Raw genomic sequence first — 12,689 nt, forward strand, 5'->3', positions numbered from 1 at the left:
GCGACACGCTCACCGGGAGAAAACCCCGGAAACGGGCGCAGACGACTACGCCCCGCCGGTCACCGTGCGGTGACCGGCGGGGCGCGACGACGTCGTCCGGCTGTTAGCCCAGCACCTCGTCGACCAGGGACTTCGCCTCCTGCTGGATGCGGGCCAGGTGCTCGGGCCCCTGGAACGACTCGGCATAGATCTTGTAGACGTCCTCGGTGCCCGACGGCCGGGCCGCGAACCACCCGGACTCGGTGGTCACCTTCAGCCCGCCGATCGAGGCGCCGTTGCCCGGGGCGCTGGTCAGCGTGGCGGTGATCGGCTCACCGGCCAACTCGGTGGCGGTGACCTGATCCGGGGAGAGCCGACCCAGCACCGCCTTCTGCTCCCGGCTGGCCGGGGCGTCGATCCGGGCGTACGCGGGCGCGCCGAAGCGCTCGGTCAGCGCGGCGTAGTGCTCGCTCGGGGTCCGGCCGGTGCTGGCGATGATCTCGGCGGCGAGCAGGCAGAGCAGGATGCCGTCCTTGTCGGTGGTCCAGGTGCTGCCGTCGCGGCGCAGGAAGGACGCCCCGGCGCTCTCCTCGCCGCCGAAGCCGACCGTGCCGTCGAGCAGCCCCGGGACGAACCACTTGAAGCCGACCGGCACCTCCAGCAACGGCCGACCCAGATCGGCGGCGATCCGGTCGATCATCGAGGAGGAGACCAGGGTCTTGCCGACGGCCGCCGCCGGACCCCACTGCGAGCGGGTACGGAACAGGTGCCCGATCGCCACCGCCAGGTAGTGGTTGGGGTTCATCAGGCCCCCGTCGGGGGTGACGATGCCGTGCCGGTCGGCGTCGGCGTCGTTACCGGTGGAGACCTGGAACCGGTCCCGGGCGGCGATCAGCGACGCCATCGCGTTGGGCGACGAGCAGTCCATCCGGATCTTGCCGTCCCCGTCGAGGGTCATGAACCGCCAGGTCGGGTCGACCAACGGGTTGATCACGGTCAGGTCGAGGCGGTGCCGCTGCGCGATCTCACCCCAGTAGGCGACGCTGGCCCCGCCGAGCGGGTCGGCCCCGATCCGCACCCCGGCGTCGCGGATCGCGTCGATGTCGAGCACCGAGGGCAGGTCGTCGACGTAGCCGGCGAGGAAGTCGTACGTGCCGGTGGTGTCGGCGGCGCGCGCCCGCGCGTACGGGATCCGCCTGACCTCCTTGAGCCCGGCGGCCAGGATCGCGTTCGCCCGGTCCTGGATCCACTTCGTGACGTCGGTGTCGGCGGGCCCGCCGTTGGTCGGGTTGTACTTGAAGCCACCGTCGTCGGGCGGGTTGTGCGACGGGGTGATCACGATGCCGTCGGCGAGCCCGTCGGTGCGCCCCCGGTTGTGGGTGAGCACGGCGTGCGACAGCGCCGGGGTGGGGGTGTAGCCGTCGCGGCTGTCCCGCAGCACGGTCACCCCGTTACCGGCGAGCACCTCCAACGCGTCGGCCTCGGCGGGGGCGGACAGCGCGTGGGTGTCCCGGGCCAGGAACAGCGGGCCGGTGAGACCCTGCTGGCGGCGGTAGTCGCAGAGCGCCTGGGTGACCGCCAGGATGTGGTCGGAGTTGAAGGCGTTACGCAGGCTGGACCCCCGGTGACCGGAGGTGCCGAAGGAGACCTGCTGCGCCGGGTCGTCCGGGTCCGGGTGCTCGGCGTAGTAGGCGGTCACCAGCCGGGGCACGTCGACCAGGTCGGCGGGCTCGGCGGGCTGTCCGGCACGGGGGTGGGCCACTGCGGAAACCTCCTCGGTGGTACGGGACGGGAACGCTGTCTTCCCCGGCGGCGACCGGGTCACACCCGGCTCAGGGCTCGACGCGCTGACCCTTGCCGATGACGACGACGCCGTTGTCGGAGACCGTGTAGCGCTGCCGGTCCTTTTCCAGGTCGACGCCGATCTCGGCGCCCTCGGGCACGAAGACGTTCTTGTCGAGGATGGCCCGGCGGACCACCGCGTGCCGGCCGATCTCGACGCCCTCCATCAGCACCGCGCCGTCGACCTGCGCCCAGGAGTGTACCTTGACCTTGGGCGAGACGACCGAGTTCTCCACCAGCGAACCGGAGATCACCGCGCCGGGCGAGATCATCGAGCCGACCGCCCGGCCGACCCGCTCACCCCACTGGTGGACGAACTTCGCCGGCGGGTACGGCGGCTGGTCGGTGTAGATGGGCCAGTCGAAGTTGTAGAGGTTGAACACCGGGTGCACGTTGATCAGATCCATGTGCGCGTCGTAGAACGAGTCGAGCGTCCCCACGTCCCGCCAGTAGCCCCGGTCCCGGTCGGTGCTGCCGGGCACCTCGTTGTCCTTGAAGTCGTAGACGTTGGCCTCGCCCCGCTCGACGAGCATCGGGATGATGCTACCGCCCATGTCGTGCTTGCTGGTCTTGTCGGCGGCGTCCCGCTCGACGACCTCGCAGAGCGCCCGGGTGGAGAAGACGTAGTTGCCCATCGAGGCGTAGATCTGGTCGGGGGCGTCGGGCAGGCCGACGGCGTCGGTGGGCTTCTCCCGGAAGGACGTGATCCGCTTGCCGTCCGGGCCGACCTCGATCACGCCGAACTGGTCGGCCGTCGACAGCGGCTGGCGGATGCCGGCGACGGTCACCGCGGCACCGGAGGCGATGTGGTCGTCGACCATCTGCCGGGGGTCCATCCGGTAGATGTGGTCGGCACCGAAGACGATCACGTAATCCGGCTGCTCGTCGTTGATCAGGTTGAAGCTCTGGTAGATCGCGTCGGCGGAACCGGCGAACCACCAGGGGCCCCGGCGCTGCTGGGCCGGCACCGGCGTGACGTAGTTGCCGAGCAGCGTCGACATCCGCCAGGTCTTGGTGATGTGCCGGTCCAACGAGTGGGACTTGTACTGGGTCAACACGACAATCTTGAGAAAGCCGGCGTTCGCCAGATTTGACAGGACGAAATCGACCATGCGGTACATCCCGCCGAACGGGACGGCCGGCTTGGCCCGGTCCGCGGTGAGCGGCATGAGGCGCTTGCCTTCTCCGCCGGCCAGGACGATCGCGAGCACCTTGGCAGCCATGACCAGACGCTATCCATACCGCTGCGACTTCACCACTCGTACGGGCGCAGTTCCGTGACCGGTGCCCGGCCGGATTCTGCACTAGGGTGCCGGTCATGACCGACTCCGCCCCGCTGCGCGTGGACCTGCTGACCCGGGAGTACCCGCCGGAGGTGTACGGCGGGGCCGGGGTGCACGTCGAGTACCTGGCCCGGGAGCTGCGCCGGCTCGCCGACGTGCGGGTGCACTGTTTCGGCGCGGCGCGCGACGAGCCGGGCGTCACCGCGTACCCCGAGCCGGCCGACCTGGACGGCGCGAACGCGGCGCTGCGCACCATGGGCGTCGACCTGGCGATGGCCGCCGGGTGCGCCGGCACCGACGTGGTGCACAGCCACACCTGGTACGCCAACCTGGCCGGGCACACCGCCAAGCTGCTGTACGGGGTGCCGCACGTGGTGACCGCGCACAGCCTGGAGCCGCTGCGCCCGTGGAAGGCCGAGCAGCTCGGCGGCGGCTACGCGCTCTCCTCCTGGTGCGAGCGGACGGCGATGGAGTCCGCCGACGCGATCGTCGCGGTCAGCGCGGGGATGCGCCGGGACGTGCTGACCGCCTACCCGGCGGTGAACCCGGACCGGGTGCGGGTGGTCTACAACGGCATCGACACCGCCCAGTACGCCCCCGACCACGGCACCGACGTGCTGGACCGGCTCGGCATCGACCCGGCCCGCCCCAGCGTGGTCTACGTCGGGCGGATCACCAGGCAGAAGGGCCTGCCGTACCTGCTGCGGGCGGCCCGGGAGCTGCCCGCCGACACCCAGCTGGTGCTGCTCGCCGGCGCCCCGGACACCCCGGAGATCGCCGCCGAGGTCCAGGGGCTGGTCGGCGAGCTGCGGGCCAACCGGTCCGGGGTGGTCTGGGTGGCCGAGATGCTGCCCAAGCCCGAGGTGATCCAGGTGCTCACCCACGCCACCGTCTTCGTCTGCCCTTCGGTCTACGAGCCGATGGGCATCGTCAACCTGGAGGCGATGGCCTGCGAGACGGCGGTGGTGGCGACCGCCACCGGCGGCATCCCCGAGGTGGTCGCCGACGGCGAGACCGGCCTGCTGGTGCCGATCGAGCAGGCCGGCGACGGCAGCGGCAACCCGCTGGACCCGGACCGGTTCGTCGCCGACCTCGCCAAGACGATCAACGAGCTGCTGGCCGACCCGCAGCGCACCGAGGAGTTGGGTCTCGCCGGCCGGCGGCGGGCCGTGGAGCACTTCTCCTGGGACGCGATCGCCGTCCAGACCCTGGAGCTGTACCGCTCGCTCCTGGAATAACCAGGGTCAGGTACAGTTTTCTGTACCTACCTCGGAGGTGGTCATGCGGACCGTGAACTTCACCCAGCTACGGCAGAACCTGGCCGCCGAACTCGACAGCGTCATCAACGACGCGGAGGAGGTGGTGGTGACCCGGTCGGGTCACGAGCCGGTGGTCATCGTGCCGCTGGCGGAGTACGAGTCGATGAAGGAGACCGAGTACCTGCTGCGCAGTCCGGGCAACGCGGCAGCCCTGCGCCGATCGATCGCGGAACTCGACGAGGGTGACGCCACCGAGCGGGAACTGGTCGACCCGACGACCGTACGGGACGTCGCGTGAGGCTGGTCTTCACCGCGACAGCGTGGAGCCAGTACCTCAGCCACACGGACCGCAAGCTGGTCAAGCGCATCAACGATCTCATCGCCGACGTCATGCGCAACGAATACGAGGGCATCGGCAAGCCGGAGCCCCTGCGGGGTGAGCTCTCCGGCTTCTGGTCCCGCCGGATCGACCGCGAACACCGGCTGGTGTACCGGGTCACCAAGGACGACGTCGAGATCATCGCCTGCCGGTACCACTACGGCGACAGGTAGCCCAGCCTGCCCTACGCTAGCGCCGCACAGACCAGGCGACAGACGGCCGTCACTGGCTGGGCGCGATCAACTTCAGCGTCGGGAAGTACGAGCGGTAGCGGCTGCTGTCGCGGGTGAGCAGGCGGTAGCGGCAGACCGCCGCGTGCGCGCCGATGTAGAAGTCGGCGATCGGCGAACGTTTGTTGCCGCCCTGCCGGCGGTATCGCGCATAGGCCTTGCCGGCCAGGAAGCCCGCCGGGTAGGGCAGTTCCTCACGGAGAAAATCCGTGGCGGGCAGCGCGGCGTCGAGCTCCTCGACACCGTCGAACCGCACGGACACCTCGGCGTACACGATCGGATTGATCACCAGAACGCCCTCGTCGCGGGCGCTGGCCAGGGCCTCAGCCGACCAGTCGGCCCATTGCGGGTCCTCGGTGAAGACGTCCAACAGGACGTTGGTGTCGACCAGCGTGGCAACTGTCTCCGGCACTCGAGCCCCGACAGCCCGGATCCGTTCACTCCCCACGGAGCAGGTCCATCAGGTCCTCGGTCGACATGCCCTGCACCTCCGGGGCGTTGCCCCTGCCGCGCATGTGCCGGACCAGACGCTGACCACGGGTCTCAGCGTCACTGACGCGCACGATGCGCAGTGCGCCGCCTTCCTCGATCACGTCGACCTCATCACCCTCGTGCAGGTTGTACCGGACCCGCAGTTCCGCCGGGATCGTCACCTGACCCTTGCTGTTCAACTTCACCGCAGCCCCCTAGATACGTAATACACATGATACGTGTCGTAGGTCTCTGTCTGGCTGCTCTCAGGTGACGTGGAGGGTGGCGGCGAGGCGGGTCAGGGCGGGCGGGGCGGCGGGGGAACGGGCCACCACGGCGACCAGGGGCCGTACCGCCGGGCGGTCGTGCACCTCGCCGTGGGCGGTGCGCTCCGCCTCCAGCACCACCCGGCCGGCGCGGAGCAGGTTGCCGTCGAGCACGTAGGCACGGGCGGCGTCGAGCAGGTACGCGGCCCGGTGCTCAGGGGGCAGCCACCGCCACTCGTCGCCCGCCACCAGCCGCTCGTGACGTACCGTCGCCGCCGTGACCTCGCCGAGGGCGGCCTCGGCGACCACCCGCGCGGCCTCGACCGCCGCGCCGCCGCCCTCGGCCCCGGCATCCCGGGCGGCCCGGCCGGCCCGGCCGAGCAGGTCCCGGGCGGCCCGGCCGTCACCCCGCCCGGCGGCGGCCAGGCCGGCCTGGAGCAGCAGCGTGGCGAGCAGTGCCGGATCGGCCGACTGGTCGTCACCGGTCGTCGACGAAGCCGCGCAGGGCGTGCCCGGGGAACGCCCCGGCAGGAGGCGGTGCGCGGCGACGGCGGCGGCCTCCATCGCGGCCCGCCGCCGGCCGCCGTGGCGAAGGGCCTGGGCCAACGGCACCGTGGCGGCGGCGGCCACCCACGGGTCCTTCGTGAGCTGCGCGGCGGCCACCGCCCGGTCGGCGGCCAGCCAGGCCACCTCCGGCCGGTCGACCTTGAGCAGCACCAGCGCGACCAGGCCGTACCCCCGGGCGAGCAGGCCGTCGGTAGCCCGACCGGGCCGGAGGGCCCGCGCCGCACGGACGGCGTCGACCAGGCCGGGCAGCAGGACGAGCAGTTCCGGGTACCGGGCGTGCCGGTAGCTCTGCTCCGCGTGCGCCAGCCGGGTACGCAGCTCCGCGACGTCGGGCGGCCGGGCCGGTGGCTCGACGTGGTAGCGGGCCAGCGCGGCCAGCACCGCGTCGACACCGGTGGTTGCGGTCTCCGGTTGCGCCGACTCCCCCGCCGACCCGGCGAGCAGCACCTCCAGGTCGATCCGGAGCGTCTCGGCGACCATCCGGAGGTTGGACACCTGCTCCAGCCGGCGTACCCCGCGCTCGACCTTGTCGACCCAGCTCTTCGACTTGCCGAGATGGTCGGCGAACTGCTGTTGCGTCATGTTGCGCCGCACCCGCCACTGGGCGACCCGGCGGCCCACCGGCAGCTCGTTCACCGCCGGCCCGTCCCGCTCACCGCGAAACCCCCACCACGAGCAGCACGAGTACGCACACCGCGACCGCCACACCGTAGGCGAACCGCCGCCGACGCAGCAGCGTGCGGTGCGACCGGACCGGCACGGGCACCCGGTCGCCATCCGGCAGCGGAGCAGGACCACCCGGCACCGGGTACGTCCCTCCCCGCAGCCCTTGACGTGAATGCTCATCCATCCCGGCCTCCTCACCGACACGCCAAGATGCAGTTCGCACGGCTCCGAGCAGGGAACCGACGTTGCCGAAGCGGCAGGGCGGAGTGGCCTGGCATGGAAGCCACCCCGCCCCGGTCAGAGGCACCCCGTTTGCTGACGAGAGAGCCGCTGTCGTCACCCAACATAGAAGGCAATGCCGTCAGGGTCAACTGAGCAGGCACGGTAAGTCACTGCGGGTGCAAAGATCGGGGTGCTGACGAGAGGTGGCTCCACCATGCCGCAGGCACCGCTGTATGAGCAGATCATCGCTGATGTCTCAGCCTCGATCCGGGCAGGCACGCTTCACCCCGACGACAAGTTGCCGTCCATCGCGGAGTTGCGCGAGCAGTACCAGTCGAGCGCCTGGCCGGTCCGCTACGCTCTCCGGATCCTGGAGGAGCGCGGCTGGATCGTCACCCGACAGGGCAAGGGTTCGTTCGTGGCATCGAAGCCCCCCGCGTAGCGCGTGGACCGCTGTTGGGCACTCGACAGCCCGGAATGGCGGTGCCCGCACGCACGCTGCGTAACCTCGACAGGCGTACCACTCTCCAGAAGGTCGTATGACTGTCAGGCATATTTATGCCTGACAGTCATACAGGTTCTCCGACGATAGTGCTGCCGAACGGAGCCGGTCCATGACCATCCCGATGGGCTATCGGAAGATCGCCGCCGACCTGTATGCCCACATCCAGCAGGGCGAGTACCCACCGGAGAGCCGGCTGCCCACCTACGCCGGGTTGGCCCAGCTCTACTCGGCAAGCGTCTCGACCGTGCAGCGAGCGGTGATGCTGCTACAGGCCCATCGGGATCATCATCGGCGTTCAGGGAGCCGGCCTGTACGTCGCCACGACTCCCACCACCTGAGCATCTCCGCTCGGGCGGACCCAGGCGGTGCTGACCCAGCCGTTGGTGTCACCCGAGGCGTCCCAGAGCGAGACGTGGTAGCGGCCGTTGGCCTCCTGCGCGGCGAACATCCGGGTGTTGTAGCCGACCGAGTGCGGCCACTTCGTGGTCGACGAGGTGCTGTCCACGAAGAAGGAGAGCGAGACCGCGTGGGAGCACTTGCGGTGCTGGTAGTAACCGGCCTGGGCGGCGGTGCCGGGCACCACACCCACGGCGGCCGGCGGGAGAAGGGATCGCTTGGTTGAGCGCGAGGGGATCTCGCACAGTAGGTTGAGCGGGTGAGCGGACGGTTCCCGATCGAAGACGTCTCCCCCGTCGTCGCCTGCGGTCGCTACCCAGCCAAGGCGGTGGTCGACGAGCTGGTGCCGGTGTCGGCTCGCGCCTACCGGGAAGGCCACGACGCGCTCGGCTGCAACGTGGTCTGGCACGGCCCGGACGGCGTGACCCGCCCGTTCACCCGGATGCGCCCCGGCGAACCGGGGCAGGACCGCTGGCATGCCACCATCCGACCGGACGCCGTCGGCGAGTGGACCTTCACCGTCGAGGCGTTCCAGGACCCGTACCTGACCTGGCAGAACGCGGTGACCAAGAAGGTCGCCGCCGGGCAGGGCGCGGCCGAGCTGGCCAACGACCTGGCCGAGGGCGTGCGGGTGCTGACCGCCGCGCTGGAGCTCGTACCGGCCGGCGACGTCGGGCGGGTCGAGGCGGCGGTGGCCGCGCTGGGCGACAAGGAGGCCGAGCTGGCCCACCGGGTCGCCCCGGCCCTCGACCTGGCCGACCTGCTCTGGGCCCATCCGGTGCGGGAACTGGTCACCACCGGCACCCCGCACCTGCTCTGGGTGGACCGCCCCCGGGCGCTCTTCTCCGCCTGGTACGAGTTCTTCCCCCGCTCCGAAGGCGCCATCCCGGCCACCGTCGACGCCCCGGCCCGCTCGGGCACCTTCGTCACCGCGATGGACCGGCTGCCCGGGGTCGCGGCGATGGGCTTCGACGTGCTCTACCTGCCGCCGATCCACCCGATCGGCCGGGTCAACCGCAAGGGCCGCAACAACGCGCTGACCGCCGGCCCGGACGACGTCGGCTCGCCGTGGGCGATCGGCGCGGCCGAGGGCGGCCACGACGCCATCCACCCCGACCTGGGTACGCCCGAGGACTTCCGTGACTTCGTCGCCGCCGCCGCCGAGCAGGGCCTGGAGGTGGCGATGGACCTGGCGTTGCAGTGCGCCCCCGACCACCCCTGGGTGACCGAGCACCCGGAATGGTTCACCACCCGCGCCGACGGCAGCATCGCGTACGCGGAGAACCCGCCGAAGAAGTACCAGGACATCTACCCGGTCAACTTCGACAACGACCCCGAGGGCATCCGGGCCGAGGTGCTGCGGGTGGTGCGGCACTGGATCGGCGAGGGCATCCGGATCTTCCGGGTGGACAACCCGCACACCAAGCCGTTCGACTTCTGGCACTGGCTGATCGCCGAGGTCAAACGCACCGACCCGGACGTGCTCTTCCTGGCCGAGGCGTTCACCCGGCCGGCGATCATGCACGGGCTCGGCAAGATCGGCTTCACCCAGTCGTACACCTATTTCACCTGGCGCACGACGGCCGCGCAGATGCGGGAGTACTGCGAGGAACTGGTCGCCTCGGTCGACTGGATGCGACCCAACTTCTGGCCCAACACCCCGGACATCCTGCACGAATCGTTGCAGCACGGCGGACCGCCGATGTTCAAGATCCGGGCGGTGCTGGCCGCACTGCTCAGCCCGTCCTGGGGCATCTACGCCGGGTTCGAGCTGTTCGAGCACGTCGCCCGGCCCGGGGCCGAGGAGTACCTCGACAACGAGAAGTACGAACTGCGCCCCCGGGACTGGGCCGGCGCGCAGGCACACGGTCGCTCGCTCGCCCCGTTCGTCGCCACCCTCAACCGGGTCCGCCGCGAGCACCCGGCCCTGCACCGGCTGCGCAACCTGGTCTTCCACGACATCGACAACCCGGCGCTGCTCTGCTGGTCCAAGCGCGACCCGGACACCGGCGACACGGTCATCGTGGTCTGCTCGTTCGACTCGCAGACCGTGCAGTGGGGCAACACCACACTGGACATGCCGGCGCTCGGCTTCGACTGGCACGAACGGTTCACCGTGCACGACGAGCTGACCGGGGCCAGCTACGAATGGGGGCAGCGCAACGCGGTCCGGCTCGACCCGTACCTGCAACCGGCGCACGTGCTGACGGTCCGGCGTCCGCCGACACCGCCGGCCGTGCCGCCGGCCGGTGCGGAACCGGCCGAGTTGACCGTGACGGAGGTGCCCGCCGAACTCTCCGGCGGCACCGCCCCGACCGCCCCCGCCGCCGGGGCCGGGGCCGACCAGCCGCCCGGCCCCGCCGCACCCCGCCCCGCCAGGGGCCGCCGTGGCAGGACCGGTAACACCAGGACCGGCCGTGCCCCGCACGGCAGCACCCCGACCGACCCCGCCCCGAAGGACGACCGATGGACCAGCTGATCGCCGGCGCGACGCACGACCCGCACGCCCTGCTCGGCGCGCACCCCGCCGACGGGTGGACCACGATCCGCACCATGCGGCGCGGCGCGGGTGACGTGGCGCTGCTCGTCGGCGACGACCGGCACCCGATGAAGCGGGTGCACGACGTCGGCGTCTTCGAGGCCCGCGTCGAGGGCAGCGTGCTCGACTACCGGGTCGACGTCGACGGGCGGGTCACCGACGACCCGTACCGTCACCCGCCGACCCTCGGTGAGCTGGACCTGCACCTGATCGGCGAGGGCCGGCACGAACGGCTCTGGGAGGCGCTCGGCGCGCGGGTCCGCGACGACGGCGTCGCGTTCACGGTGTGGGCCCCGAACGCCCGTGGGGTACGGGTGGTGGGCGACTTCACCGGCTGGGGGGCCGACGACGGCTGGCCGATGCGCAGCCTCGGCTCCAGCGGCGTCTGGGAGATCTTCGTGCCCGGCGCGCCGGAGGGGGCCCGCTACAAGTACCGCGTCCTCGGCGTCGACGGACAGTGGCGGGACAAGGCCGACCCGCTGGCCGCGTACGCGGAGGTGCCGCCGGCCACCGCCTCGGTGGTGCACCGGTCCCGCTACGAGTGGACCGACGCGCTGTGGATGGAGCGTCGGGCCCGCCGGCAGCCGCACCGGGAACCGATGAGCGTGTACGAGGTGCACCTCGGCTCCTGGCGGCCCGGCCTCGGCTACCGGGAGCTGGCCGAGCAGCTCACCACGTACGTCACCGAGATGGGCTTCACCCACGTGGAGTTCCTGCCGGTGATGGAACACCCGTTCGGTGGCTCCTGGGGCTACCAGGTCACCGGCTACTTCGCACCCACCTCCCGGTTCGGCGACCCGGACGACTTCCGCTACCTGGTCGACCGGCTGCATGCCGCCGGCGTCGGGGTGCTGCTGGACTGGGTGCCCGCGCACTTCCCCAAGGACGAGTGGGCGCTGGCGCGTTTCGACGGCACCCCGCTCTACGAACACCCCGACCCGCGCCGCGGCGAACACCCCGACTGGGGCACGTACGTCTTCGACTTCGGCCGCCGCGAGGTCCGCAACTTCCTGGTCGCCAACGCCCTGTACTGGTGCGACGAGTTCCACGTCGACGGCCTGCGGGTCGACGCGGTCGCCTCGATGCTCTACCTGGACTACTCCCGCCCCGAGGGGCAGTGGCTGCCCAACCAGCACGGCGGCCGGGAGAACCTGGAGGCGATCGCCTTTATGCAGGAGGTCAACGCCACCGTCTACAAGCACCACGCCGGGGTGGTGATGATCGCCGAGGAGTCCACCGCCTGGCCCGGGGTCACCCGGTCCACCAGCGACGGCGGGCTCGGCTTCGGCTTCAAGTGGAACATGGGCTGGATGCACGACACCCTGCTCTACACCGCGAAGGACCCGATCTACCGGCAGCACCACCACCATCAGCTCACCTTCTCCCTGGCGTACGCCTGGAGCGAGAACTACGTGCTGCCGATCAGCCACGACGAGGTGGTGCACGGCAAGGGGTCGCTGGCCGGCAAGATGCCCGGCGACACCTGGCAACGGCTGGCCAACGTACGGGCGCTGCTGGCGTACATGTGGGCGCACCCGGGCAAGCAGTTGCTCTTCATGGGCTGCGAGCTGGGCGACGACCGGGAGTGGAGCGAGGAACGCGGCCTCGACTGGTACCTCCTGCACGATCCGGCGCGGGCCGGCGTGCAGCGGCTGGTCGCCGACCTCAACGTCGCCTACCGGGACACCCCGGCGCTGTGGGCGCAGGACACCGACCCGGCCGGGTTCCGCTGGATCGCCGGTGACGACGTCGCCAACAACACCGTCTCGTTCATCCGGATCGCCCCGGACGGCGCGACCCTGGTCTGCGTGGCGAACTTCTCCGCCAGCCCGCTGGAGGACTACCGGGTCGGCCTGCCGGCCGCCGGCACCTGGACCGAGGTGATCAACACCGACGCCCACCACTACGGCGGCTCCGGGGTGGGCAACCTCGGCGCGGTGCACGCCCAGGACGTCCCCTGGCACGGCCTGCCCGCCTCGGTTTCGCTGCGGGTCCCCCCGCTCGGCGTGCTCTGGCTGCGCCGCGACTGACCGTCCGAAAGGGCCTTGTGGCGCATCTCCTCCGGTCGATACTGTGCACGCCGCA

The 12,689-nt window shown here is 71.1% G+C and carries 13 protein-coding genes and 1 pseudogene; 7 read left to right on the plus strand and 7 right to left on the minus strand.

Features of this window, described 5'->3' with window-relative positions:
• Positions 1-103 precede the first annotated feature (103 nt).
• Both pgm and glgC read right to left on the minus strand, forming a co-directional pair.
• Entirely contained in the window at positions 104-1,741 is a 1,638-nt protein-coding gene (gene pgm, locus ACN267_RS14610) for a phosphoglucomutase (alpha-D-glucose-1,6-bisphosphate-dependent) (RefSeq protein ID WP_281899145.1), read from the minus strand.
• Positions 1,742-1,811: 70 nt separating this feature from the next.
• On the minus strand, positions 1,812-3,044 hold the full coding sequence (gene glgC / locus ACN267_RS14615) for a glucose-1-phosphate adenylyltransferase (RefSeq protein WP_204961210.1): 1,233 nt from the start codon (positions 3,042-3,044) through the stop codon (positions 1,812-1,814).
• A gap of 95 nt (positions 3,045-3,139) precedes the next feature.
• Between glgC and glgA the strand changes: the two genes are divergently transcribed.
• From glgA to ACN267_RS14630, 3 genes are read left to right on the plus strand one after another with little or no spacing between them, the layout of a single operon-like run.
• Complete coding sequence (glgA, locus tag ACN267_RS14620; protein ID WP_421488911.1) at positions 3,140-4,342, plus strand: glycogen synthase; 1,203 nt, start codon at positions 3,140-3,142, stop codon at positions 4,340-4,342.
• 43 nt (positions 4,343-4,385) lie between these two features.
• A complete protein-coding gene (locus ACN267_RS14625; protein WP_067303547.1) occupies positions 4,386-4,661 on the plus strand; it encodes a type II toxin-antitoxin system Phd/YefM family antitoxin in 276 nt (91 codons plus the stop codon).
• Positions 4,658-4,915, plus strand: a complete 258-nt coding sequence (locus tag ACN267_RS14630) for a Txe/YoeB family addiction module toxin (RefSeq protein ID WP_204961208.1) — start codon at positions 4,658-4,660, stop codon at positions 4,913-4,915. Before ACN267_RS14625 ends, ACN267_RS14630 begins: the two co-directional genes overlap by 4 nt.
• A 49-nt stretch (positions 4,916-4,964) precedes the next feature.
• Here the strand turns inward: ACN267_RS14630 and ACN267_RS14635 are convergent, their stop codons facing one another.
• From ACN267_RS14635 to ACN267_RS14650, 4 genes are read right to left on the minus strand one after another with little or no spacing between them, the layout of a single operon-like run.
• A complete protein-coding gene (locus ACN267_RS14635; protein WP_421488912.1) occupies positions 4,965-5,384 on the minus strand; it encodes a type II toxin-antitoxin system VapC family toxin in 420 nt (139 codons plus the stop codon).
• Between the two features lie 25 nt (positions 5,385-5,409).
• Complete coding sequence (locus ACN267_RS14640; RefSeq protein WP_282272693.1) at positions 5,410-5,649, minus strand: AbrB/MazE/SpoVT family DNA-binding domain-containing protein; 240 nt, start codon at positions 5,647-5,649, stop codon at positions 5,410-5,412.
• 60 nt (positions 5,650-5,709) lie between these two features.
• Complete coding sequence (locus tag ACN267_RS14645) at positions 5,710-6,912, minus strand: helix-turn-helix domain-containing protein (protein WP_421488913.1); 1,203 nt, start codon at positions 6,910-6,912, stop codon at positions 5,710-5,712.
• Between the two features lie 16 nt (positions 6,913-6,928).
• Entirely contained in the window at positions 6,929-7,126 is a 198-nt protein-coding gene (locus tag ACN267_RS14650; RefSeq protein WP_421488914.1) for a hypothetical protein, read from the minus strand.
• A gap of 252 nt (positions 7,127-7,378) precedes the next feature.
• Here ACN267_RS14650 and ACN267_RS14655 point away from each other — a divergent pair, with 252 nt between their 5' ends.
• Both ACN267_RS14655 and ACN267_RS14660 read left to right on the plus strand, forming a co-directional pair.
• Complete coding sequence (locus ACN267_RS14655; protein WP_067303456.1) at positions 7,379-7,606, plus strand: winged helix-turn-helix domain-containing protein; 228 nt, start codon at positions 7,379-7,381, stop codon at positions 7,604-7,606.
• Between the two features lie 184 nt (positions 7,607-7,790).
• Positions 7,791-7,889 (plus strand): annotated as a pseudogene (locus tag ACN267_RS14660) (GntR family transcriptional regulator); the annotation flags it as partial.
• Between the two features lie 75 nt (positions 7,890-7,964).
• On the opposite strand, the gene ACN267_RS14665 reads toward ACN267_RS14660, so the two are convergent.
• Positions 7,965-8,249 (minus strand): hypothetical protein, encoded by a 285-nt coding sequence (locus tag ACN267_RS14665; RefSeq protein WP_281899161.1) that lies wholly within the window; start codon positions 8,247-8,249, stop codon positions 7,965-7,967.
• A gap of 75 nt (positions 8,250-8,324) precedes the next feature.
• Between ACN267_RS14665 and ACN267_RS14670 the strand changes: the two genes are divergently transcribed.
• Both ACN267_RS14670 and glgB read left to right on the plus strand, forming a co-directional pair.
• Positions 8,325-10,544, plus strand: a complete 2,220-nt coding sequence (locus tag ACN267_RS14670; RefSeq protein ID WP_421488915.1) for a maltotransferase domain-containing protein — start codon at positions 8,325-8,327, stop codon at positions 10,542-10,544.
• On the plus strand, positions 10,532-12,634 hold the full coding sequence (gene glgB, locus ACN267_RS14675; RefSeq protein WP_421488916.1) for a 1,4-alpha-glucan branching protein GlgB: 2,103 nt from the start codon (positions 10,532-10,534) through the stop codon (positions 12,632-12,634). The genes ACN267_RS14670 and glgB overlap by 13 nt, the downstream gene beginning before the upstream one ends.
• Positions 12,635-12,689 lie beyond the last annotated feature (55 nt).

Source organism: Micromonospora sp. WMMD734, from assembly GCF_049178975.1.
GTDB lineage: Bacteria > Actinomycetota > Actinomycetes > Mycobacteriales > Micromonosporaceae > Micromonospora > Micromonospora wenchangensis.